Here is a 23,327-nt window from a genome sequence, read left to right on the forward strand (position 1 = left end):
GCTAACTTTCCCCTGCCAATCTTTCTGCTTCATTACGTGAGATTAATGCCTCAATAAATTCATCTAGTTCGCCTTCTTTTATAATCTGCTCTAGCCGATGTGAAGTTAGATTAATTCTGTGGTCTGTTATTCTTGATTGTGGGAAATTATATGTTCTTATGCGCTCGGAACGATCACCAGAGCCAATCTGACTTTTCCTCATTGTTGACCTTTCCATTTCTTTTTTTTGTCTTTCAATTTCGTATAGCCTTGCCCTCAATACTTTGAGCGCTTTAGCTTTATTTTTATGCTGCGATTTTTCATCTTGCTGTATCACAACTATCCCTGTTGGCAAGTGGGTGACCCTTACTGCGCTGTCAGTTGTATTCACTGATTGCCCTCCAGGACCACTGGATCTATAAACATCTATTCGTAAGTCTTTTTCTTCTATTTTAAAGTCAACTTCTTCTACTTCAGGTAATATCGCAACAGTAGCGGCAGAGGTATGCAACCTTCCTGAAGATTCAGTTTCTGGCACTCTCTGTACTCTGTGCACTCCTGATTCAAATTTCAACCTTGCAAAAACTTCTGTTCCATTAATGAGTGCAGAAGCTTCCTTATATCCACCTATACCTGTATTAGAAATGCTTATTGGCTCGAACTTCCAATTTCTTCTTTCTGCATATTTTTGATACATACGAAATAACATTGCTGCAAATAATGCTGCTTCTTCTCCGCCTGTACCTGCTCTAATTTCTAATATTGCATTTCTTGAGTCATCTTCATCTTTGGGCAATAATGCTAACTTTAATTTTGCTTTTATTTTTGGTAATAATACCTTGTGCTTTTCGAAAAATTCTTCTTTTGCTAACTCTTTTATATCACCTTCGCTGTTTTCATCTTTCATTATTTCTTCTAAGTCTGAAATTTCCTCTTTCAGCGTGTTATATTCATCAATTATCTTGATTATTGGCCTGAGCTCAGAGTATTCCTTTGAAAGGGTAATGAATTCTTTTTGACTTAAATTGGTAGGATTTTCCAAATTCCTCTCTATATCATTAAATTTTTTCTTTAAGTCTTGTAAATTATTTTCCATATCCATATAGCACAGATCTAGCTAAGTAATATATACTGAAATAAAAAATTTCTTATATCAAGCAATAACACTATAATATACCTACTACCTTCTAGTTGAATATAATGGCAAAACAGATAACATCAAACTGCAATTTCATATTTGGAGCTTCGGATATAAAATCATTACCAAATGAGTCGGCTCCAGAGATTGCGTTTGCTGGTAGATCAAATGTAGGAAAATCCAGTCTGATCAACTTACTGATAAACAGCAAAAAAGCTGCCAGAGTTTCCTCTAAACCTGGATGCACTAGACAAATAAATTTTTACTCTATGTACGATGATAAGTTCAGACTTGTTGATCTACCAGGGTATGGCTACTCTCATGCAGGCAAGGAGGAAATTATACAATATTTAAACTTAATTGAGTATTATCTAATTCAAAGAGAAAATCTAAGAAGAGTGTTTGTGTTGATAGATAGCAAGGTAGGATTAAAAGAAATAGACAAAGACTTCATTTATTGGTTAATATATAATAACATTAACTTTAACATTGTGCTAACAAAAATAGATAAAGTAAGTCAAAAAAGCTTAGGTGCTGTTATAGAAGATATTCAAAAATGGATTAATAATGAGAATGTGTCAATTCATCAAATGAGCATCCGTGTTAAGCATAAAATAACCAAGGTAAGAGATGAGTTTTTCAAGTTTACAAGATAAAAAAATGAAGAGTAGTGAATTTTTAAAGGGTGAGGTATCATTTGAACAAAAAGCAGAAATATTACTTGAAGTGCTATCTAACATACCTAGCTTTGTAGGCGAGACTTTTGTCATTAAATGCGGTGGTACAATAATCTTAGATGAAACACTATTTAATACTTTTGTGCATAATGTTGTCTTGTTGAAGCAGCTTGGTATAAATCCGGTAATAATTCATGACGGAGAATATGAAATTAACTCGGTGTTAAAAGTGCTGGGTATGGACAGTAAATTTGTGAATGGTATCAGACTTACAGACAGAGACACTATGAAAATCATTGAAATGGCACTGTGTGGCTCAGTTAATAAAAAAATTGTTCAGCATATAAATTCTGCTGGTGGTTCAGCTATTGGATTATGTGGAAAAGATGGTAACTTAATTAAAGCCGAAAAAATAACCGCTACGCTTAGAGAAGATAGATCAAATAATATCGAAAAGATATTAGACATGGGGTTCATCGGTAGACCCACTGAAATCAATCCTGATATATTATTTTTTATTGAAGAATCAGATTTTATACCAGTTATTGCACCAATTGGTCATGGAAAAGATGGGGAAACATATCATATTGATGCCGATAGCACTGCAAGCGCAATCGCAATCGCAGTTTCTGCATCTAAAATGATAATCTTGAGTGACACAGATGAAGAAATAGATAAAATTGGTGGCAGGAAGATATCTGTTAAAAATTTAAATGCATCGATTGATTGTGGGAAAATTAAAGGGGAAAAATTTATTGAAAGGCTTATGGCATACGTTAAAATGGCGGAGGAATGTGCTGGAGTTGTTCACATAGTTGATGGTAGAATACCTAACATTATGCTTGATTTATTTACTGAGAGTAATTCAAGCATATCGATTGTGAGTGATTTATAGCTATACTGCTTGCAACTACACGAATACCAAGAGGGTGTCATTCAAGTAGCTGACACTGGAATGACAACAATCTACGTCATACCGCGATTCATTCGCGGTATCTCTAGATCCCGCTAACAAGTAGCGGGATGACGGTTGTCAGGGTGTCATCCCAGCGCCCTTATGATGTCATCCCAGTGCCCAGACACTGGGATCCAGAAGACTTAATTTCAACCAAGTGGCTGCATAATAAGGACTAGATTCCAGACTGGAATGACATCATAGAGGCACTGGGATGACAAAAAAAGGAGCACTGAACTTGTCAAGGAATTTTATGGCCTAGCGTCACGCGCTGGAATGACATCATTTACATTTATCACTTTTGCAGATACAATTTATAGCCTTTCTTATAATAGTCCGAATGCGATAAGATATGTGTTTATGGCTATAGCAGGCCAGTAGCATATTACGGTCTGTTCGGATTATTGTAAAAAGAGCTATACATGCTATAATTGAGTCTTCATAGATGGTAAATTGGAGTGCAAAGAAGTAAAATTAAAGTAGAAATAAAAAGATTATCACACGGAGAAGACTTGTCTCTTCCATGTTATGCAACTACGCAGAGTGCTGGCATGGATCTTTATGCTGCATTGAATGATTCTGCTGTTTTAAATCCACTTGAAAGATTACTTGTTCCAACTGGAATTGTGATTGCAATACCAAACGGTTTTGAGGGGCAAATCCGCCCACGTTCTGGTCTTGCTGCAAAACATGGAATCACTGTCTTAAATTCTCCGGGCACTATAGACTCTGATTATCGAGGTGAAGTTAAAATTTGTCTAATTAATCTAAGTAATCAGCCATACGAAATAAAAAGAGGAGATAGAATCGCACAAATCCTTATTTCTCCTGTATCTCAGGTAATTTGGGATGACAGAGAAGAATTCTGCGCAGAAGAAACCGGTCGCAATGCAGGGGGCTTTGGCTCAAGCGGCAGGTAGCTTACGAAAAAGCTTGACTATGACAGTTTTTTTATTTAAGCATATTAATATTTGAGGTCGTTTATGCTAACTTTCAAAAATCACTGTGGTCAATTCCACAAAACAAATACTGCACTTGTTGCATTTACTTCTTTGTATGTCATAGGCGCAGCAGTAGCACTTTCAGCACCATATTGGGTGTCTTCAACTTGCACGCTTGCTCCACTTGCAGCTTTTGCAGCTACACCACTTGGAATCGGTATATTAGCAATTGTTGCTGTTGAACTGGTTAGTTCAGCAATGCACGCTATCAGCAAAAACAATGAAATATCTGAGTTGAGAGCTCCGAAGATTGTTGTTAATAACGATAGAAAAAACGGTAAAGAAACAGCATTGCTAGTAACAAAAGACACATTTAAGGAAATGGCAAGGAATAACCAAGTTAAAGATGAAGAAGGTAAGGTAGAAAAGGGTAAACATTATATAGCCTTCAGCTTAGAAGGCAAGAACTACCGTATTATTGTTGATATTAATCAGCTTACCAATACGCTAGGCAATACTTTACTCTTCGAGATAGGTTCACTAAAAGAGAAAAACGATGAAGGTAAGTTCGAGGCAGTAAATGAAACAAAGTGGAATAAAACATTAGGTTTAGACAAAGATGGTGCTAAAGGGGTTAACACTTATTTAGGCTCACTTATTGTTGAACAAGTTGCTTCTCAACAACAGACAGTATAGCCAAGTGAAATAAAAGAGGTAGATTAAGTCTGCCTCTTTGTTTTTTTTGATTTTTAGTGTTACGCGCATAACTGCATGGATGTTGCGATTCTCAAGGCAACGTATCTGTTTAGATGCATGGCTAATGCTGAAACAAAAATTCCAGTGTTCCCTTTCTTGTCATCCCAGTGCTTGACACATAACTGTACAAACATTCATTTTTGAAGGTAAATTGCACAACAGATAATGTCATTCCAGTGCTCCCTTTCTTGTCATCCAAGTAGCTGACACTGGGATGGCTTTGTTGCATCACACTTTATGAGATGGTGATTTATGGTAAATTCATGTAACTATCTCAAATTTAGCCATACCAATATCAGTGAATTTATTAAGCAAATAGCATTTGATTAGCAGTTCTTTTTCTCGATTTATCTCAGATTTATTCCTAAAACTAAATCCGAATATTTGCTTTAATCTTGAGAAAAACCCTTCAATATAAGATCTTTTCCCATAATTTACTTCTTTTTTCCATTCTTTCATGCCATCTTCACCGTATAATTTTATTAACCTAATAGCAGCATTCCTGTCAGACATATAATCTATTTCTGGATGTTCTGCCGCATTGTTTATTGGTGGAATTTTTGTCTTTATATCATATTCGTTACACAACTTATAAAACTTGTGCCTATCACATGCCCTATCTGCATATAGTACTTTTATGACATACTGAAAATCGACTTCTTTTAGCAAATCACAAGCTCCATAGTGATCAGAGTAGACACCGTTACTGTATTTTACAGCTATGGCTTTTTTGCTGTTTGTATTCAACATTACATGCAATTTTCTTGTCTGTTCATAGCTGCGATACTTTCTATCTTCGCTATTTTCTTTGCTATGACCAGGAGTGTTGTTGTATATACTAATTCCTGTACTGTCTATAGCAATTTCGATATCTTCCATATTATTTTCTGCAATCATTGATCTTAATATTGAGTTTCTTAAACCTTCTTGATGATTGTGAATAGCTGATAACTTGCAAATTTTTCCCAATTTGCTCAAGGTATCCTGCTATAAACCCAACTGTTTGCCTCAGGCCTATTCTAAATAAACAAGTTATTATGTGCACCAAAATTACAATTTTATCGCTATAAATATTGTTGCCACCTGGTATTTTTGGACCATTCTCGTACCACTTTTCTATGGCTTCGTTGATATAATGAAAAATATTTCCTCTTTTTTCTAGAAATTTGTTATATTCGCTATGGTTACTGACCCTCATTTTTTGTGGCATATTTTTTCTTTCAAGGTTAAATGGCTATTTTATAATGAATTTTGTCAGTAGCCACCAGATTTTTTCAGTTGCTATGCAACAAAGCCATTCCAGTGTCAAGCACTGGGATCTGGTAGACAATGTTCATACAGCAGCTACTCGGATGACACCTTGTGCTTGCTGGCTATAATTGCTAAGGATTTTTATTTAATTTAACTGCATCTTTTGCCTTATCCAATAACCCATTAATAAAACCAATTTCGCTTGGTTTATCAAGTAAATCAGATGCAATGTTAGTATATTCATTAATGACAACTGGAACTGGCGTATCACAATTAGCTAACTCACATATTGCAACACGCAAAATAGATAAGCTTATAAGATTTAACCGTGAAAGGGACCAACTTGGGTGTAAATAAGACTCTATTATTTTATCATATTCTTCACTGCTTTTTATAACCTTATATAACAAGTTTTCTAAGAACTGATGTTCAAATTCTTCACATTCAAATATATCTTTCAACTTATTTATGTAGTCCTTAAGCTCACAATTTTCCAGTTTAAAAGTGCTTTTGTTGTAACCTACGAAAATATTTGAATAAGCAATTTGTACAGCAAGAAATCTTGCCGTGCTTCTTTTTATGCGCCACTTTTTATCTACTGGTTTTTCCTCCATTATTTTAATTTATTGTGTAAATCTATCATACGCAAAACAGTTGAGGCTGCATGGCCACCAACGTTCTTTTTGTTTTTATCAGCTCTAACTAGTGCTTTATCTTTGCTGTCAGCGGTAATTACACCCATACCAAGGGGTATTGCATAATGCATAACAACCTCATTTAAGCCTTCAATTACTCCTTTACAAACATATTGATAATGATCGGTTTCACCGCGAATTACGCACCCAAGAGCTAAATAACCATCATAATTAGTATGCCCACTCTTGACTGCAAAAAGAATTGTAGCTGGTATCTCAAATGTACCAGGAACCTCAACTACATCGTAACTGGCATTACTGCCTTTTAATTTATCAATTGCACCTTCAAGCAAAAGGTTCGCTATTTCAGTATAATAAATCGAATTAACTATTAGTATTCTCGACATTTACTACCACTTTTTTTGTTAAAAACAACTTTATTAATGACTGTTGAATTAGAGTTATAATATTACTAAATATCCAATATATTACCAGGCCGGCAGGAAAAGAAGAAAAAATAAAGACAGAAATGTAAGGTAAAAACTTCATAACATTTACTTGAATATCATCTTTACTGGTTTGATCTTTCTCACTTAGCTTCTGCTGAATTATCATGGTGGCACCGAAAATTATAGGTAAAATGCCTATAGAAATAGGAAAGTTATAATTAAACAACCCAAATAATGTAAAGATGTTCGTTGGGTCAGGAGCTGAAAGATCCTTAATCCATAAAAAAAAAGGAGCATGCCTCATCTCTATAGTAACAAATAATACTTTATATAGAGCAAAAAATACCGGTATTTGTATTAGCATGGGAAAAATGCTCGACATTGGATTTACGTTGTTTCTCTTAAACAATGCAATTGTCTCTTTATGCTGCTTTAAGCTGTCATTTTTATACAACTCTTTTATACGAGTTAATTCAGGCTGCAGGCTTTTTACCTTAAACATCGAAATATATGATCTATTAAATAAGGAAAGCATCAAAAGTTTGATTACTAAAGTCAGCAATAATATTGCTAAGCCAAAATTTTTTAAAACGAAGTTAAAATATTCAAGCAGTAAAAACACTGGTTTAGTTATAAAGTAAAGAACACCAAAATCTACAGCTTTATCAAACAGGGGTATATTGAGAGTGTCCTTATAAGAATCCAGTAAATTCAACTTTTTTGCTCCAGCAAAAAAATAATTCACATTAGAAACGCTTGCACCAGGAAGTATGCTCTTGTAAGGTTTGACAAAATCTACTTGGAATTTATCAGTATTATTAACGTTTGTGTGTTTAATGCTTACATTTATTTTATCAGATTTTTCAGGTATGATGGCTGTGAGCCAGTATTTATCAGCAAAACCAAACCAATTTTTTTCACTCGTGCTTGCTTTTATTAAATGTTTTTTGGAAATATCCTTATATGTCCACTCCTCTAGTTTATTATCAAATGCACCCAGTACTCCTTCATGGGATATCCAATAAGATTCGTTGATACTGTCACGTTTACGGTTAATTTTACCATAAGGAACCAAAACTACATTATCCTTTGTATTATTTTCAACAACTTGCTCAACTTTAAACATGTAATTATCGTCGAGGTTAATTTTCATTCTAAATAAAATGCCATTCTCATTGTCCCAAGATAAATTGACCTCTTTTTGATTAAGTTTATCTGCTCGCCAGACTGCTTTAGAATCTGGAACTTTAATCTTGTTACTCGGATCGAGCCACCCAAATTCTGCAAAATATACATCTTTTGATTCTGCAGGTGACAGTAACACCACTTGTGGAGAAGAAGAACTCGGTTCTAAGTGGTAATTAGTTAAAATTAATTCATCAAACCTTGCACCTTTCAGAGAAATTGATCCTTTAATCATGTTATTGGTTAAACTAACCCTCTGTTCTCGAGTAGAATTAATAATTTCAGAACGATTTTGGTATATTATAGGAGCAAGGTCGTTAAAAGATTCGATATGTTCAATATTTTCAATCAATGGCTGGTTTTGGTTTGTACTAAAAAAATTATCATAAATAATACGCCAAGACACCATGATTAACATGGAAAGGATAGCTGCCAAAATTAAACTTTTTGCTTCTGACATGAAATTAAATCAAACATATCTTCTTAAAGTGTATACTAAATATTGTACTAAAACAATGAAATTTACTTATTTTTAATAATAACTTTTAACGCTGATCTTTAAAATTTATTTTAATAGCTTCAAATTTTAACAATATGAACGCGGTGAAAAATCTAGTTATTTGGTTGCTAATAATAGCCACTACTGCAATGCTTATTGATTCACAAAGGGACAAACTAAGCGACAGATTTCTCAGTACTTTTTTACCATATAAAGGAAGAATTCAAAATAGCGGTCAGAATAGTGGAAGTATTGAATTTACGAAGTCATATGATGGACACTTTTATATTCAGGCTCAAGTCAATGATCGCAATATAACGTTTTTGCTTGATACTGGAGCAACCGATATTGTTCTATCACAAAAAGACGCATTACATGTTGGTATTAACTTACAAAATGTTCAGGATTTTAAAATATATGAAACTGCGAAAGGTCAAATAAAAGCTGGAGTGGTTCAAATACCTCAAGTTAAAATAGGAAATTTTTTGATTAATGATGTACAGGCAAGCGTTAACACTCATTCTATGTCTCATTCACTACTTGGAATGAGCTTTTTAAGGTATTTTCATTTCACTATAAGAGATAATAAGTTGATATTATACCGCGACTAAACACTTCTACAATCTACTTATCAAAGCTCTGTAGGTCAATATAGGAGCAGAAATAAATATTGCAGAACAAGTGCCAATCAAAATACCAAAAAAAATGATCAAGCTGAAGTCTCTCACTGCATCTGTGCAGATTAATACCAAAGGAAGAGCAGCAAGAAGGGTTGTACCAGAAGTTAATATAGTGCGAAATAATGTAGCGTTGATACTTGCATCTACTACCTCACTCATCCGCCCACTTTTACCACTCCTGCGATACTCTCGAATCCGATCATATATAATTACTGAGTTATTGATTGAATAACCAATGACAGTAAGGAGAGCTGCAACTGATGAAATATTAAACTCAATGCCAGTTAGGCTAATAAAACCAACAGTTAAAATCACGTCATGAATCAGTGCTGTTATTCCACTGAATCCACATTGCCAATTAAATCTAAACCAAACGTAAAAAAATATTCCAACAATCGCGATCAACATGGATAACATTCCTTCAAATATTTGTGTTGAGCTTATTTGTGGGCCAACATAGTCTATTTTACGATAGCTTATTGAGCTCCCCAGCTTTTCTTCTAGTATGCTTTTTATCTTTTTGATTTTATCTTCATCTCCTTCATCTTTAAAACGCATGACTAAATTATCACCCGCTTTTGAACTCTGCACTGTAAAACCATTTTCTTTTAATGCATCGAGAATAGAGTGATTCTCATCTGAAGATTTTATCTCTATCAAAATTCCGCCTGCAAAGTCTATGCCTAAGTTCACTCCACGCAGCACAACAGTGAATATTGAAAAGATGATAAGAATAATGCTAATTAATGCAGTCAAATCCCTATATTTACTAAACTTGATATCGAGGTTGTCTGGAATGAGTCTAAGTGCCATGCTATTTACTTAAACTTGAATTTTATATACTTTTCAAAAAATTCACTAGTTTATTCTGTGATTGTTTGATTATGTCAATTTTTCCATCAGTTAATTCTTGTCTGTCAATTAAGTTCTATCTAGCTTGCATACTACCATTTTGAAGTACATTACAAAAGCGAAATACTGCCAATTTGGCCCATCATTTCATCTCTGCAAGCTTATCCCCCCCTTGCTATGTTAGCAACGCAACCTAAGCTAGGTTCCTTCATAGCAGTGTTAGGTACACTGCCATATCTTTCAAAACTTTCATGCTCTATAGCTTCCTCAACACTTTTTCCTCCTAAAAGACAGTTTTCCCCTAAACTTTTTCCCCTATTTTTTAACTCATTAAGCCTTGCTCTGTTTTCCCCATCAATCTCCACTTTTATTTTATTGCTGCCTTTCTCACTAGGACTTAGATAAATACTTATCTCTCCTACCTCAGTAGTAAAAGACATTTCAATACCACCTTTTGAGAAATCCATGTAATTTCTTTTTCCCCCTATTTCTTCTACATTTTCAACTCTTACTATACTTTCTCCAATTTTGAGTATGCCAACTCTTAAATTTAAGTCTTTGGCTTTTTCATTGTTTAGGATTTCTGCAACTTCAACAATACTATCTTGCGAGTACTCTATACAAAAATATCTATTATCCTTGTCTACTCCTAATACATTTTGAGTCTGCTTGCTTTTGTTTACAATACTTTCATATGCTAAACCTTTTAGCTTGCTTTCAATTTCCTTACATTTCTCAGAAAGACCATCATCAAATCCATTACAAGTAACTATAGCATTTCTCATAATAGTCCGAATAGGTCATAGGAAGGCAGAATCAACAGCACGACGAAAGGATTCGAATAGAGGAATGTTTTTCCTGGCTCTGTTTTTTATAGCAAACCAATGATGCTCAATTTTGTTAAAATCTGGAGAATAAGGCGGCAGATACAAAATTTCTGCACCGACTCCTTTAGCGAGCTTGATAAGCTTATCAGACTTATGAAAAGTAGCATTATCAAGAATGACAGTTTGTCCAGGTTCTAAGATCGGTGCCAAAAATTGCTCAAACCATCCATTAAAAATATCCATATTACAGTGGCCTTCAAATGTTAATGGAGCAACTATCTTTCTTCTACTTAAGGCTGCAACCATGCTGATTCGTTGAGTTTTTTTTCCAGATTTTAGGGCATAAAATCGCTGTCCTTTCTGGCAATACCCATATGGATAGTCCTCCGTGTTATCAATCCCAGACTCATCTATATACACTAAGTTTTCTGGTTCTTTTGTTGCTATAATTTTTAAGAATTCAGCACGTTTTTCTTCGTTCCTTTCCTTGTATCCATATGTCTTTTTTTGCGCGTAAATCCAATTTTTCTGAGAGCTCGGTGGATCGTTTCGATACTAACGTTGCCCCAAAGTTTAGCCATTTCCGACAGAGTTTTTCTACCGTGTTTTTTAGCAAATTCGATAAACTTATTCCAGTCGATAATTTTCTGATTGTAACCTCCATTACCGAGTTTTTTGACTGAAAGTCGCCTGTTTCTTTTTTTCTTTGCTTCCACTCCCACAAAGTAGTTCGTCCAATTTTAAATCTTGCTGCCACTGCTTCTCTGCTTTCCCCTTCGTCTAGTGCTTCCATTGCTTTTTTTCTTAAATCATAACTATATGCTGCCGGCATCCAACCTCCTTATCGCCATCTATCCTTAATCTTATCATATCCGGACTTCTGTGGAAAGAGCTATATTTAGCTACTATGCACTTAATACTTTCTGGAGTATTTTTTATATCTTTTTGTTCATTTTGTTCTGTTATACCTCTCACCTCCCCACAGCATTTATCAATCAGATCCTGTTTACTTTGAGTTAACGACATTTTTAGTTTCATAAAAAGTGAGTCTTTTAGAAAAGGATTATCATCTTCTAGGTCCCGATCATTTTCTGAATCCAAATCATCTGTTAACTCCATTGAATCAAGATTACCTGAACTATAGTACGAACCCTTTTTTGAGTCCGAACTATCTTCTGAGTTCCCATCACTATCTGACCAATTGTCAACTTTCAGAAATTCTGAGCTTTTCTGTTCACCTTCAAAAGTCTGATTACTACCACCAGCGCCCTTTGTCAAATTTTCTTTATTTTCACAAGAACCACCTAAAGAATAGCCTTGACCCTCTTCTTGATCTGAAGCACTTAATTTACTATAAGTTGCTTGACTATAACCATTGAAGTTATAACCTAAACCATTACTACCATGCTGTAAAGGATCGCTTTCAAAAGTTTGTGGATTATCACTTTCACCTAACAAACCACCATTTGTTGGATTACATACATTTTCTGTATATTTTTGATTATTTTGTGCTTCTATTTTCCTCTTCTTGTACAACGGTTCAAACTGATCAATTTCAATCGATCGTACTCGTTTCCTTGAAGGAAAGTCCTCTGGAATCTGATCCTCATCGTCAGAATTGTGACCTGAATCACAAATTATAGCTCTTTCCACAGAAGTCCGGATATGATAAGATTAAGGATAGATGGCGATAAGGAGGTTGGATGCCGGCAGCATATAGTTATGATTTAAGAAAAAAAGCAATGGAAGCACTAGACGAAGGGGAAAGCAGAGAAGCAGTGGCAGCAAGATTTAAAATTGGACGAACTACTTTGTGGGAGTGGAAGCAAAGAAAAAAAGAAACAGGCGACTTTCAGTCAAAAAACTCGGTAATGGAGGTTACAATCAGAAAATTATCGACTGGAATAAGTTTATCGAATTTGCTAAAAAACACGGTAGAAAAACTCTGTCGGAAATGGCTAAACTTTGGGGCAACGTTAGTATCGAAACGATCCACCGAGCTCTCAGAAAAATTGGATTTACGCGCAAAAAAAGACATATGGATACAAGGAAAGGAACGAAGAAAAACGTGCTGAATTCTTAAAAATTATAGCAACAAAAGAACCAGAAAACTTAGTGTATATAGATGAGTCTGGGATTGATAACACGGAGGACTATCCATATGGGTATTGCCAGAAAGGACAGCGATTTTATGCCCTAAAATCTGGAAAAAAAACTCAACGAATCAGCATGGTTGCAGCCTTAAGTAGAAGAAAGATAGTTGCTCCATTAACATTTGAAGGCCACTGTAATATGGATATTTTTAATGGATGGTTTGAGCAATTTTTGGCACCGATCTTAGAACCTGGACAAACTGTCATTCTTGATAATGCTACTTTTCATAAGTCTGATAAGCTTATCAAGCTCGCTAAAGGAGTCGGTGCAGAAATTTTGTATCTGCCGCCTTATTCTCCAGATTTTAACAAAATTGAGCATCATTGGTTTGCTATAAAAAACAGAGCCAGGAAAAACATTCCTCTATTCGAATCCTTTCGTCGTGCTGTTGATTCTGCCTTCCTATGACCTATTCGGACTATTATGAGAAATGATATACATGATCATTGCAGGTAGAATTATGCTCTTGACTAATCAAGAAAAGCTGAATTAGATTGCTAAAAACAATATTATAGCTCTTTTTACAATAATCCGAACAGACCGTAATATGCTACTGGCCTGCTATAGCCATAAACACATATCTTATCGCATTCGGACTATTATAAGAAAGGCTATATCTAGCTGTACTGAATCAGTACTTTCAAAAATTTGTGGATTATTACTCACGTCTGGCAAATCACCTGATAAACCAGTCTGATGATTATTTTCACCTACCCAACCATCAGTTGGTGTTGGAATGCATATTCCTGTATATCTTTGGCTATCAAGAGAATCATTAGTTAATTGTACTGCTGTATAAGTTGTCCGGTCATCCTCATCATCGGAACTAATACCTGAATCATGGCCATCACCTTCTTCAATCTTTTGAGTTTCTATATCGTGTTCATTTATTTCGCTCGACGAATCATAGTTGGAAGGGTTATACTGTTGATTAGGACGTTTAAAAATTTGACGCCAATCGCTGTAAGGCTCCTAAAATCGAAAGGAGTGCGTATAACTTTTTCCTTGCCTGATACCCCACCATTCATATTGTATAACCATTACTCACTAATCCCTTAGTGAATATCGTAATATATAGGTCTGTCAATAAAAAAATATAACTTTCTTTGGTTCTAACCTTTGCAAATCAGTATCTATAGCTCGGTAATTTCTCATACGTTGCACTCTGGACCTAGGAGCGTTGTTAATAAAATCCACGACAGCTAGACAATCCTTGCTCGTCCACTAAAAGGAAAAGCAGCAAGGAGCGAACCAAAAGCGATAAGAAAGGATCCAAGCCAGATTATAGACATTCCAGGTTTATAGTGCACTTTGGCTGCGATTTTGCTCTTACTCTTATCAATCTCTCCAATTACAACATAAATATCAGAAAGCAAATTGTGGTAGATACTGCTTTCAACATTTTTCTGACCTTCCGCAAGGTAAAATCTATATTCAGGAGTTACTTCACCTAATATCTTATTATTCAGCAAATTCCTGATATCCATTGTACCCCTCACTGCATGGAAATTTTTTTCTTTTATTAGCTCAATATTGCGTAAAGTAACTTTAAATTTATTGACTGTTATGCTATCCCCTATTTTTAAGTAATTTTCTTTTTTCTCCTGCCAACCAACTGAATAAGCTATACCAAGCACTAGAATTGCCACTCCAGCATGAGCAAGCATCATTGCATAGTAGGACTTAGAAACTCTTCTTGCTAATAAAATTGATTCACCAAATGCTACCTTAAATAAACGAATTCTTTTACTGTATGCTTCTAAAACAAAGATTAATAATGCTATGGAGATAGTAATTGATAGCACAATTATTAGCTCCATGTGAAAGATAAACGGCAAAATAGCTGCAGCACTGCAGAATGAAAATCTATATTCACGGAATATTGGCAATAGACTATTTCCCTGCCAACTGCAGTATTGCCCGATCATGGTGAGCACTAGAATAGCTAGTGCAATAGAGTTAAATAAAGAATTGTAATATGGTGCTCCAACTGAAATTAATTCACCGGTTAAATACTCAAGCACTGTAGGGTATAAAGTGCCAACGAACACGATGAAAAAGGCAGTGATGAATAATAAATTGTTCATCAGTATCATCGTAAAGCGTGAAAAGAATCTTCTACCCTCTGTCACTTGAGTAGCAAGTTTCTTTCTGGATTCCAGTGTCAAGCATTGGAATGACATCGCAGGCGTGTGATTTTTTCTCGTAAATACTACAAATATTACTAAGCTACTGACTGTAATTACACCAAGTAGAGCTAATATATATAGTCCATATCTTGGGTCATCTGCAAACGTGTGCACTGAGGTAAGTATTCCTGAGCGGACTAGAAATGTTCCAGTCACACTCAATATAAAAGTTGTAAGCGTAAGTAAAATAGCAAAGTTCCTTAAAACATTGAAATTCCGTACCACGAGCAACAAATGTGTCAGCGCTACTGCAATTAGCCACGGCATCAAAGAAACGTTTTCCACTGGATCCCAAAACCAAAATCCACCCCACCCAAGTTCGCGATATGCCCACCAGCTACCCAAGCTGATGCCCAAAGTGAGCAGCGACCAAGAAATAAGTACCCAAGGCCTGACAATTTTAGCCCAAACATTTCCTTCAGTATTTAAAATTAATCCAGCTATAGAGAGCGAAAAAGGAACGCTAAATCCAAGGTACCCCAAATATAATATCGGTGGATGAATAGCAAGGCCTATATCCTGCAATATCGGATTAAAACCCAATCCATCTGTTTCAATGCCTGGCATTTTAGTGAAGGGGCTGGATTCAATTAAAGTGAACAGCAAAAAACAAAAGCAAATCAGCCCATGAGTGATAAGAGATATTTTTTTTAATTTACTACCATTAGTTTGTTCTGGTGTCATTCCAGTGCTTGACACTGGAATCCAGTTTTTATTACACTGCCATTTGATGTACTCATTTGCAATTAAATTGTCTGGATCCCAGTGTCTGGGCACTGGGATGACAGAAGAAGAGACTGGGATGACAGAGGGGGAAACTGGGATGACAGAAGGTATATAAATATCCATTAGTAATAAATACATGACAAGCACTAAGGTCCAAAGCAACATGGACCCTTCTTTGTTTCCCCAAACACCACAAATCTTGTAGATCAAAGGTTTTGTTGTGTGTGAGTGGTAGTATACGTTTTCAAGTGAAAAATCATTTGTAATGTGGCAGTAGATCAAAATAGCCATTGACGCTGATACACAAAAAAATATGGCAGTGGTAATAAACCGACAAGAACTAAGCGGTAAAAACAAATATGTCAAAGACAATAAGCAGGCTAGCAATAGCAATATATTCCCAAGTTCAGGCATAAAAAATTATAGTTTTTATATAAACAATATTACTGATGACAAGTTAGAAGTTAAAGTGTTAATTGATGCTAGCATAATGCTCCCGTAGTTAGCTGTGCTAGTATTAATTAAAAATTAAATATTAAATCTTTATACTTTTATAGATAGCGTTAATATTGAGGTAACATTGTGGGTACAACTAAGATTAGTAAATTTCCATTCAATATAAAAGGTAAAGTGGCAAAACAACATGCCGAACCAATAATCGAAAAAAATCTCTATACTATTTTAGGATTCAAAGATATAGAAGATTTTGAAAATAAGACAAGTAAACTTGTTAATAAAAAAGTTTGGCAATCATTTGTTGACTGCTTTGCAAAAGAAATAGATTATGCAGCAACCGAAGAAGTTGTAAAAAACATCGTTTGTAACATTGCAAAGAGTGATCAAGGTAATGCTTTTACCAAAACTGAACATCTCATATTAAATGAAAAGCAAGATAATAAAAAGAGAGAAAAAGCGATTAGAAAAGCTATTAGTATTTTGAGAAAAATCAATCCAGAAAAAGCCTTTAATGAACTTTCAGTAATAAAAAAACAAGCTGAAGATTTTTTACAAACCGATTTTTGTAAAGCACAGAGTAAATCACTTCAAGGATTTGCTCCCTCTGGTGGACAGCTCTTTGCGGAAACTCTGAAATATATAGAAACACTAGAAAGATTATCCGAAGTAAAAAAAGAAGGGCTAGTTAGAGATTTCTTGTTAAATCATGTTAGTTTATTGAATAAAAAGTATCCTAAATCACAAGGTAAAAGGGAAGATGCTATAACAATACTATCAAGTGATGAGTTGAAGAATTTTTACAATAAAGGTGTAAAAGAAGGAATGTTACAACCAATGGCATCTTACAAAGGATGCAGAAACCTGTATGACAAAATGAACCAGATAAAAAATGAATCCAAAAGTATAATTAAAAGAGAAGAACGGGAAGAAAATTTAAAGAAAATAGATAAGTCGATAATCAGCGCAATTAATGACATAAAAAAACATAGAGAAGCAATCCTTAACTGTAAAGACTTTCAAAATTCTTACATAAAAGAGAAAAAAGAACATCCATTTAGAGGCAACGCATGTCAAAAAATGATTGATATATATCAAGAGAGAGTTGTTGGATATCAGGAGAAAATTCGTCAAAACTTAAACCAAATAAAAGCGATATTAAAAAGTGCGCCGCAAGAAATGGATGATGTGGAAGAATTCGAGGAAATAATTGATGATATACATGAAGCAAAGCAGTGTGATGAAATTTTTGATTCAGCTTTAATTTGTTTATCGAACATACAGAATGAGCTAGATATTCAGCTGGAAAATCCTTCAACAGAACTCAGAGCTTCACACATTAACGTTAAAACTGAGCTAACTAGGTTATAAGAACCAAATCTTTAGGATAATGAAAGCACTTTATAGCCTTTCTTATAATAGTCCGAATGCGATAAGATATGTGTTTATGGCTATAGCAGGCCAGTAGCATATTACGGTCTGTTCGGATTATTGTAAAAAGAGCTATAATTCAAGACAGCTCTTAGTCTGTGTTTTAATTTGGTTGTGTTTTATTAAAAAAACTTTAGATTTATTTTATAATCGATACTCAAATATAATGACTCAAACTTGGGATTTGTTGCAAACAGGGCAAAAGGAAGGCTATAAAATTGCGTATACTAATGCTCGTATTATCGACCCGGAAACTAAACTTGATATAAAAGGTTCATTATTGACTGAAGGGGATAAAATTGTTGACTTTGGTGAATCATTATTTTCAACAAGTGGAGTTGATGAAACAATAGACTGTAAAGGGCTTGTTCTAATGCCAGGCCTTATTGACATTCACGTACATTTTCGTGAACCAGGCCAGGAACATAAAGAAACTATATATACAGGCAGCAAATCTGCAGCTGCGGGGGGAGTTACAACTGTAGTTTGTCAGCCAAACACTGTTCCAGCAATTGATAGCGTTATTTTGGCTAAATATTTGAAATATAGAGCACTTGAAACTTCACATGTAAACGTTGAATTTTACGCTAAAATCACCACTTCGGAAGAACACCTGACTGAAATGGCACTTTTAAAGGAAGCAGGTGCGGTTGGGTTCACCGATGATGGCATGCCAGTTATGAACCCAATGATTATGAGACAGGCGCTGCTTTATTCAAGTATGCTGAATGTTCCTATTGCTCAACATGCAGAAGATTTAAATTTATCTGCTGGTGGCGCAATCAACGAAGGTAAAATTTCTGAAGAATTGGGAGTAAAGGGGATCTTGAGTGCGTCAGAATCGGTTATGGTAAATCGTGATATACTGCTAATGAAGGATATGGAAAATGTGCACTACCATATTCTACATGTCTCTTCAAAAGATTCACTTGATGCTATTAAACGTGCAAAAGATTTGGGATTAAATGTTACGTGCGAAGTAACCCCTCATCACTTCACTTTGACTGAAGATATAGTAAAACAACATGGAGCAATTGCAAAAATGAATCCGCCGCTTCGCACTGAAGAAGATCGTTTAGCTATGGTTGAAGGTTTAAAGACAGGTGTGATTGATTGCATTGCAACTGATCACGCTCCGCATGATCGTAGTTCTAAAGATCTACCACTTGAAAATGCTGCATTTGGTATTGTTGGTCTTGAAACAATGCTGCCCCTTTCACTTGAACTCTATCACAGTGGGCAAATGGGTCTACTTGATGTGCTTGCAAAATTGACATATAAGCCTGCAGATATAATACACATACCACGTGGTCGTATACAAAAAAACCTTGCTGCAGACTTAATTTTAGTTGACCTCAATCATGAATGGGAAATTAAAACTGACAACTTTGCTAGTAAATCAAAGAATTCTCCTTTCGATGGTCGCAAAGTAAAAGGACACGTAGTACGTACTGTTGTGTCCGGCAAAACTATATACTCGCAGAAGAGTTAGTTATCATATCTTATCTATTCCAATTTGTTATCACCAGAATGGGCTAAGTGCACCTAAATTTAAATTAAGAAATCTTACACTGTCTCCGAATAAACAAATCCTCTTATCTTTCCCTAATCTGTAAAGTTATAGCTCTTTTTACAATAATCCGAACAGACCGTAATATGCTACTGGCCTGCTATAGCCATAAACACATATCTTATCGCATTCGGACTATTATAAGAAAGGCTATATTTTGTCTATCAATCTGATTCCAAAACAGCAAAATTATTGTATAATGTTACTTTGAAGTTTTATTTTCAATGCACAAGTTTGCAATACTTTTTTCTATACTGCTTGCAATAGTTGCTTACTACCTAAACAATGAAATCATATTTGAAATAGCAAAGCTATTTAGTGATATCTTTATCAGCTTGCTCAAATTAATAAGCTTACCTCTGGTTTTTTTATCCATAGTTTCCACAATTTCCGGGCTCAAAGACTCAATTGAAATCAAAGTCTTAGTTAAGAAAACACTATTTTATACTCTGCTTACAACTATTATAGCTGCGTTTGTTGCATTATCGTTTTATTTGTTAATAGATCCAGCAAGAAAAAATTTCATAAGTAATACAATAGGGAGTATTAACAGCAATAACCACAGTTATTTTTCATATTTAAAATCACTCATTCCTTCTAATTTTGTGCAAGTTTTTCTTGAAAATAATATGATTGGTAGCATATTAATCGCTTTTTTGATGGGTGGAGCTATTGTTTCACTTTCAAAAGAAAAGCAGGATATATTATATCAAGTATTCTCTGCACTTTTTGATACGCTACTTAAAATTGCTCAAGGGTTATTAAAATTTATTCCGCTTGCTGTTTGGTCTTTTATTACATGTTTTTTGCATGAATTAAAAGGCGGTAGTGAGTTCTACAATCTTTTATGGTATTTTGTTTGCATAATGTCTGCAAATTTTGTGCAGGCATTTCTGATTTTACCGCTATTTATGTGGTATAAAGGCATATCACCAATTCAAACGCTGAAAGGGGTTATGCCAGCACTCACACTTGCGTTTTTTTCTAAATCATCCAGTGCAACATTGCCAACAACTATAGAATGTGTGCAGAACAAGCTAAAGGTGCCAAAGAAATTATCGTCTTTTATTTTACCAATATGCACAACAATTAACATGAATGCATGTGCTGCATTTATACTAATCACTGTAATGTTTGTTGCAGAAATGAACGGATACGTATTTTCCTTAAGCGAAATGTTGATATGGATTTTTTTAGCTACAGGGGCTGCAATTGGTAACGCTGGAGTGCCGATGGGGTGCTATTTTATGGCAACCAGTTATCTCATGTCGATGAATGTTCCTCTGCATATTATGGGACTGATTTTGCCTATTTATACAATCATCGATATGTTTGAAACTGCAATAAATGTGTGGTCTGATGTTTGTATCACTCAGATAATTAATAAAGAATGTAATAGTGAAACTTAAAAAATGATATTAGACGAAAATAACCTAATAATAAAAGAATTTAAAGAAGCAGAAGCAATTTTGCATGGGCATTTTGTTTTATCATCCGGGCTGCATAGTGACACATACATACAGTGTGCGAAGATTTTTGAAAATCCAAGCAGAGCCATGAAAGTTTGCGCATTATTAGCAGATAAAATAAAAAAAGAATTAAATAGCTCCATAGATTTAATATTATCTCCTGCAATTGGTGGAATAATTGTGGGTTATGAGATTGGCAGGCAGCTTGGAATAAAGACAATGTTTTGCGAGCGCGTTAATGGTAAGTTTGAATTACGCCGTGGATTTAAGATCAAAAAGGGTGAGAAAATATTGCTCATTGAAGATGTAATAACCACAGGTAAATCTTCACTTGAAGCAGTGGAATGTGCAGAAGGGGAAGGAGGTAAAGTTGTTGCTGAAGCTTCTTTGATAAAGAGAAATAGTGAAACGAAACTGCCTTTTCCTGTCATATCTTTGATTGAACTGAACATCAAAAACTACAGCGAGGAAGAACTTCCAAGTGAATTAAAACAACTACCCATAACAAAACCTGGGAGTAGGGAATATTTAACAAAGTAATCCTATAATATCTTGGAAACACAGCATTTATACACAGCTTTAGTTATTTACTCCAAGTGTATTTTATGTATACTTATTACTAAATTAATTTTGAAATGATAGAAAATGAACGAATTTAAATCGATCCGAAATATAGCAATAATCGCACACGTTGACCACGGTAAAACTACTTTACTTGATAACATGTTAAAACAAAGTGGCACATTCCGCGAGAATCAAGAAGTTCAAGAACGAGTGATGGATAGTGGTGATCAAGAGCGTGAACGCGGAATTACAATACTTGCAAAATGTACATCAATAATGTGGGGCGATGAAAAGATCAATATTATTGACACGCCAGGGCACGCGGACTTTGGTGGGGAAGTGGAAAGGGTATTGTGCATGGCAGATGGTGTGTTGCTGCTGGTTGACGCTGCAGAAGGTCCCATGCCACAAACAAAATTTGTGCTCTCAAAAGCACTAAAAGCAAATTTGAAGCCAATTGTGATAATCAATAAGGTCGACCGACCAGATAGCAGAATTGATGAAGTATTAAATGAAATATATGAGTTATTTTTTAACCTTGATGCAACCAACGAGCAGCTAGATTTTCCAGTGTTGTATGCTTCAGGTAGAAATGGCTGGTGTGCTAAGGAGCTTTCTGATGAAAGAAAAGATTTAAGCCCATTATTTTCAACGGTTATAGATTATATAAAACCTTCTGTTTATAATCAAAATGCACCTTTTGCTATGTTGGTCACTCTACTTGAGTCTGATAAGTTTCTTGGCAGAATATTGACAGGAAAGGTTTATCAGGGCATTGCAAAAGTCAATTCAGATCTTAAGGTGCTTGACCTCGATGGCAAAGTAATTGAACGAGGAAGATTAACTAAGTTGCTCTCATTTTCTGGCTTGAAACGCATTCCAGTAGAACAAGCTGTGGCAGGAGACATAATTGCAATTGCAGGGCTTGAGGAAGCTTCAGTTTCAGACACTATAGCAGCACCAGAGGTTACAACTGCAGTAAGCTCAACTCCAGTTGATCCGCCGACAATGGCGATTACTCTGAGTGTTAATGATTCACCTTTTGCTGGGCAAGAAGGTACAAAGCTTACCTCAACTGCTATAAAGGATCGCTTATACGCGGAGGCAGAAACAAATGTTGCAATTACTGTGACTTTAGCACCAAGCGGTGAAGCATTTGAAGTAGGTGGGCGTGGTGAGTTACAGCTTGGAGTGTTAATTGAAAATATGAGGAGAGAAGGTTTTGAGCTTTCGGTATCACGCCCTCGCGTGTTATTTAAAGAAGAAGGCGGTAAAAAACTTGAACCTATAGAGGAAGTAGTAATTGATGTAGATGATGAATATAGTGGAATCATCATGGAAAAACTCAGCTTCCGTAAAGGTGAAGTAACTGACATGAGACCTTCTGGTAATGGCAGGACAAGATTAACGTTTTTAGTGCCATCAAGAGGATTAATCGGTTATCAAGGAGAGTTTTTAACTGATTCTCGTGGCACAGGCATAATTAACCGTTTATTTCACAGTTATGCTCCACATAGAGGTCCAATTTCTGGAAGGCGCAATGGAGTTTTAATTTCTACAGATAAGGGTGAGGCTGTGGCATATGCAATTTTCAATTTGCAAGACAGGGGAATTATGTTTATTAAGCCACAGGATAAGGTATATTGTGGCATGGTTGTCGGCCAGCATAGCCGTGACAATGATTTGGAGATAAATGTGTTAAAGGGTAAGCAATTAACAAACGTAAGAGCTTCAGGTAGTGATGAAGCTATAAAGCTCACTCCACCAAAGATAATGACACTGGAGGATATGATAGCGTATATAGATGATGATGAATTGGTGGAAGTAACTCCAAAATCTATACGTTTACGCAAGAAATTCCTTGATCCAAATGAACGTAAGCGTGCAGGAAGGGCAAAGAATAAGGAGTAATCAGAGGTTGAACATTTGCGAAAAATAGTGTATAAT

Annotated in this window: 23 protein-coding genes and 2 pseudogenes; 13 read left to right on the forward strand and 12 right to left on the reverse strand. The window is 35.2% G+C overall.

Annotated elements, in window-relative coordinates; genetic code table 11:
* Position 1: 1 nt before the first annotated feature.
* Entirely contained in the window at positions 2-1,081 is a 1,080-nt protein-coding gene (gene prfA / locus ABWU67_RS04280; protein WP_007548640.1) for a peptide chain release factor 1, read from the reverse strand.
* A gap of 98 nt (positions 1,082-1,179) precedes the next feature.
* Here prfA and yihA point away from each other — a divergent pair, with 98 nt between their 5' ends.
* The 4 genes from yihA (at position 1,180) to ABWU67_RS04300 (ending at position 4,386) form a co-directional block, all read left to right on the forward strand.
* On the forward strand, positions 1,180-1,773 hold the full coding sequence (gene yihA / locus ABWU67_RS04285) for a ribosome biogenesis GTP-binding protein YihA/YsxC (protein WP_010962460.1): 594 nt from the start codon (positions 1,180-1,182) through the stop codon (positions 1,771-1,773).
* A gap of 4 nt (positions 1,774-1,777) precedes the next feature.
* Complete coding sequence (gene argB / locus ABWU67_RS04290) at positions 1,778-2,689, forward strand: acetylglutamate kinase (protein ID WP_341821743.1); 912 nt, start codon at positions 1,778-1,780, stop codon at positions 2,687-2,689.
* A 518-nt stretch (positions 2,690-3,207) separates the two neighbouring features.
* Positions 3,208-3,669 carry a dUTP diphosphatase gene (gene dut / locus ABWU67_RS04295; protein WP_006279458.1) on the forward strand — a complete coding sequence of 154 codons (462 nt, stop codon included), beginning with the start codon at positions 3,208-3,210 and terminating at the stop codon, positions 3,667-3,669.
* A gap of 63 nt (positions 3,670-3,732) precedes the next feature.
* Positions 3,733-4,386, forward strand: coding sequence for a hypothetical protein (locus tag ABWU67_RS04300; RefSeq protein WP_353281761.1), 654 nt, complete (start codon positions 3,733-3,735; stop codon positions 4,384-4,386).
* 121 nt (positions 4,387-4,507) lie between these two features.
* Here the strand turns inward: ABWU67_RS04300 and ABWU67_RS04305 are convergent, their stop codons facing one another.
* From ABWU67_RS04305 to yidC, 6 genes are all read right to left on the reverse strand, one after another.
* A complete protein-coding gene (locus ABWU67_RS04305) occupies positions 4,508-4,675 on the reverse strand; it encodes a hypothetical protein (protein ID WP_167471207.1) in 168 nt (55 codons plus the stop codon).
* Between the two features lie 32 nt (positions 4,676-4,707).
* Complete coding sequence (locus tag ABWU67_RS04310; RefSeq protein WP_265017868.1) at positions 4,708-5,325, reverse strand: transposase; 618 nt, start codon at positions 5,323-5,325, stop codon at positions 4,708-4,710.
* A 1-nt stretch (position 5,326) separates the two neighbouring features.
* A complete protein-coding gene (locus ABWU67_RS04315; RefSeq protein ID WP_264329437.1) occupies positions 5,327-5,656 on the reverse strand; it encodes a transposase in 330 nt (109 codons plus the stop codon).
* A 172-nt stretch (positions 5,657-5,828) separates the two neighbouring features.
* The gene (nusB, locus tag ABWU67_RS04320) at positions 5,829-6,311 is read right to left on the reverse strand and encodes a transcription antitermination factor NusB (RefSeq protein WP_007549265.1); all 483 of its coding nucleotides are present in this window, start codon (positions 6,309-6,311) and stop codon (positions 5,829-5,831) included.
* Positions 6,311-6,739, reverse strand: a complete 429-nt coding sequence (locus ABWU67_RS04325) for a 6,7-dimethyl-8-ribityllumazine synthase (RefSeq protein WP_006279647.1) — start codon at positions 6,737-6,739, stop codon at positions 6,311-6,313. Before ABWU67_RS04325 ends, nusB begins: the two co-directional genes overlap by 1 nt.
* On the reverse strand, positions 6,717-8,426 hold the full coding sequence (gene yidC / locus ABWU67_RS04330; RefSeq protein WP_353281762.1) for a membrane protein insertase YidC: 1,710 nt from the start codon (positions 8,424-8,426) through the stop codon (positions 6,717-6,719). The genes ABWU67_RS04325 and yidC overlap by 23 nt, the downstream gene beginning before the upstream one ends.
* A gap of 134 nt (positions 8,427-8,560) precedes the next feature.
* On the opposite strand from yidC, the gene ABWU67_RS04335 reads away from it, so the two are divergent.
* On the forward strand, positions 8,561-9,076 hold the full coding sequence (locus ABWU67_RS04335) for a TIGR02281 family clan AA aspartic protease (RefSeq protein ID WP_006279648.1): 516 nt from the start codon (positions 8,561-8,563) through the stop codon (positions 9,074-9,076).
* 6 nt (positions 9,077-9,082) lie between these two features.
* On the opposite strand, the gene secF is transcribed toward ABWU67_RS04335, so the two are convergent.
* From secF to ABWU67_RS04355, 4 genes and pseudogenes are all read right to left on the reverse strand, one after another.
* Entirely contained in the window at positions 9,083-9,958 is an 876-nt protein-coding gene (gene secF, locus ABWU67_RS04340; RefSeq protein ID WP_010082185.1) for a protein translocase subunit SecF, read from the reverse strand.
* Between the two features lie 200 nt (positions 9,959-10,158).
* The gene (locus tag ABWU67_RS04345; RefSeq protein WP_353281764.1) at positions 10,159-10,782 is read right to left on the reverse strand and encodes a hypothetical protein; all 624 of its coding nucleotides are present in this window, start codon (positions 10,780-10,782) and stop codon (positions 10,159-10,161) included.
* Between the two features lie 15 nt (positions 10,783-10,797).
* Positions 10,798-11,656: pseudogene (locus tag ABWU67_RS04350) on the reverse strand (IS630 family transposase).
* Complete coding sequence (locus ABWU67_RS04355) at positions 11,629-12,477, reverse strand: hypothetical protein (protein ID WP_353281766.1); 849 nt, start codon at positions 12,475-12,477, stop codon at positions 11,629-11,631. The pseudogene ABWU67_RS04350 and the gene ABWU67_RS04355 overlap by 28 nt, the downstream one beginning before the upstream one ends.
* A gap of 50 nt (positions 12,478-12,527) precedes the next feature.
* Between ABWU67_RS04355 and ABWU67_RS04360 the strand changes: the two are divergent.
* Both ABWU67_RS04360 and ABWU67_RS04365 read left to right on the forward strand, forming a co-directional pair.
* Positions 12,528-13,386: pseudogene (locus ABWU67_RS04360) on the forward strand (IS630 family transposase).
* A gap of 139 nt (positions 13,387-13,525) precedes the next feature.
* Positions 13,526-13,675: a hypothetical protein gene (locus ABWU67_RS04365; RefSeq protein ID WP_353281768.1), complete on the forward strand. Its 150-nt coding sequence runs from the start codon at positions 13,526-13,528 to the stop codon at positions 13,673-13,675.
* A gap of 505 nt (positions 13,676-14,180) precedes the next feature.
* On the opposite strand, the gene ABWU67_RS04370 is transcribed toward ABWU67_RS04365, so the two are convergent.
* The gene (locus tag ABWU67_RS04370) at positions 14,181-16,184 is read right to left on the reverse strand and encodes a heme lyase CcmF/NrfE family subunit (RefSeq protein WP_353281770.1); all 2,004 of its coding nucleotides are present in this window, start codon (positions 16,182-16,184) and stop codon (positions 14,181-14,183) included.
* 22 nt (positions 16,185-16,206) lie between these two features.
* Between ABWU67_RS04370 and ABWU67_RS04375 the strand changes: the two genes are divergently transcribed.
* The 6 genes from ABWU67_RS04375 to typA all read left to right on the forward strand — a co-directional run bounded on the left by ABWU67_RS04375 (position 16,207) and on the right by typA (position 23,291).
* Positions 16,207-16,395, forward strand: a complete 189-nt coding sequence (locus ABWU67_RS04375; protein ID WP_022626229.1) for a hypothetical protein — start codon at positions 16,207-16,209, stop codon at positions 16,393-16,395.
* An 80-nt stretch (positions 16,396-16,475) separates the two neighbouring features.
* Positions 16,476-17,717, forward strand: coding sequence for a hypothetical protein (locus tag ABWU67_RS04380; RefSeq protein ID WP_353281771.1), 1,242 nt, complete (start codon positions 16,476-16,478; stop codon positions 17,715-17,717).
* A gap of 226 nt (positions 17,718-17,943) precedes the next feature.
* The gene (locus tag ABWU67_RS04385; RefSeq protein ID WP_022626228.1) at positions 17,944-19,269 is read left to right on the forward strand and encodes a dihydroorotase; all 1,326 of its coding nucleotides are present in this window, start codon (positions 17,944-17,946) and stop codon (positions 19,267-19,269) included.
* 302 nt (positions 19,270-19,571) lie between these two features.
* Positions 19,572-20,756 (forward strand): dicarboxylate/amino acid:cation symporter, encoded by a 1,185-nt coding sequence (locus tag ABWU67_RS04390; RefSeq protein WP_010082165.1) that lies wholly within the window; start codon positions 19,572-19,574, stop codon positions 20,754-20,756.
* A 3-nt stretch (positions 20,757-20,759) separates the two neighbouring features.
* Complete coding sequence (pyrE, locus tag ABWU67_RS04395; protein WP_006279657.1) at positions 20,760-21,356, forward strand: orotate phosphoribosyltransferase; 597 nt, start codon at positions 20,760-20,762, stop codon at positions 21,354-21,356.
* A 105-nt stretch (positions 21,357-21,461) separates the two neighbouring features.
* Positions 21,462-23,291: a translational GTPase TypA gene (gene typA / locus ABWU67_RS04400; protein ID WP_010962447.1), complete on the forward strand. Its 1,830-nt coding sequence runs from the start codon at positions 21,462-21,464 to the stop codon at positions 23,289-23,291.
* The last annotated feature ends 36 nt before the right edge of the window (positions 23,292-23,327 follow it).

Source organism: Wolbachia endosymbiont (group A) of Aleiodes leptofemur, from assembly GCF_964028465.1.
Classification (GTDB): Bacteria; Pseudomonadota; Alphaproteobacteria; order Rickettsiales; family Anaplasmataceae; genus Wolbachia; species Wolbachia pipientis.

Bases quoted from the DNA above. Each gene is read 5' to 3' on its own strand.
- ABWU67_RS04390 (WP_010082165.1), top strand. From the start codon at position 19,572: ATGCACAAGTTTGCAATACTTTTTTCTATACTGCTTGCAATAGTTGCT.
- typA (WP_010962447.1), top strand. From the start codon at position 21,462: ATGAACGAATTTAAATCGATCCGAAATATAGCAATAATCGCACACGTT.
- yihA (WP_010962460.1), top strand. From the start codon at position 1,180: ATGGCAAAACAGATAACATCAAACTGCAATTTCATATTTGGAGCTTCG.
- ABWU67_RS04315 (WP_264329437.1), bottom strand. From the start codon at position 5,656: ATGCCACAAAAAATGAGGGTCAGTAACCATAGCGAATATAACAAATTT.
- ABWU67_RS04305 (WP_167471207.1), bottom strand. From the start codon at position 4,675: ATGCAACAAAGCCATCCCAGTGTCAGCTACTTGGATGACAAGAAAGGG.
- ABWU67_RS04345 (WP_353281764.1), bottom strand. From the start codon at position 10,782: ATGAGAAATGCTATAGTTACTTGTAATGGATTTGATGATGGTCTTTCT.
- ABWU67_RS04365 (WP_353281768.1), top strand. From the start codon at position 13,526: ATGCTACTGGCCTGCTATAGCCATAAACACATATCTTATCGCATTCGG.
- argB (WP_341821743.1), top strand. From the start codon at position 1,778: ATGAAGAGTAGTGAATTTTTAAAGGGTGAGGTATCATTTGAACAAAAA.
- ABWU67_RS04300 (WP_353281761.1), top strand. From the start codon at position 3,733: ATGCTAACTTTCAAAAATCACTGTGGTCAATTCCACAAAACAAATACT.
- ABWU67_RS04335 (WP_006279648.1), top strand. From the start codon at position 8,561: ATGAACGCGGTGAAAAATCTAGTTATTTGGTTGCTAATAATAGCCACT.
- secF (WP_010082185.1), bottom strand. From the start codon at position 9,958: ATGGCACTTAGACTCATTCCAGACAACCTCGATATCAAGTTTAGTAAA.
- pyrE (WP_006279657.1), top strand. From the start codon at position 20,760: ATGATATTAGACGAAAATAACCTAATAATAAAAGAATTTAAAGAAGCA.
- nusB (WP_007549265.1), bottom strand. From the start codon at position 6,311: ATGGAGGAAAAACCAGTAGATAAAAAGTGGCGCATAAAAAGAAGCACG.
- yidC (WP_353281762.1), bottom strand. From the start codon at position 8,426: ATGTCAGAAGCAAAAAGTTTAATTTTGGCAGCTATCCTTTCCATGTTA.
- ABWU67_RS04310 (WP_265017868.1), bottom strand. From the start codon at position 5,325: ATGGAAGATATCGAAATTGCTATAGACAGTACAGGAATTAGTATATAC.
- prfA (WP_007548640.1), bottom strand. From the start codon at position 1,081: ATGGATATGGAAAATAATTTACAAGACTTAAAGAAAAAATTTAATGAT.
- ABWU67_RS04375 (WP_022626229.1), top strand. From the start codon at position 16,207: ATGGCAGTGGTAATAAACCGACAAGAACTAAGCGGTAAAAACAAATAT.
- ABWU67_RS04385 (WP_022626228.1), top strand. From the start codon at position 17,944: ATGACTCAAACTTGGGATTTGTTGCAAACAGGGCAAAAGGAAGGCTAT.
- ABWU67_RS04370 (WP_353281770.1), bottom strand. From the start codon at position 16,184: ATGGCTATTTTGATCTACTGCCACATTACAAATGATTTTTCACTTGAA.
- ABWU67_RS04325 (WP_006279647.1), bottom strand. From the start codon at position 6,739: ATGTCGAGAATACTAATAGTTAATTCGATTTATTATACTGAAATAGCG.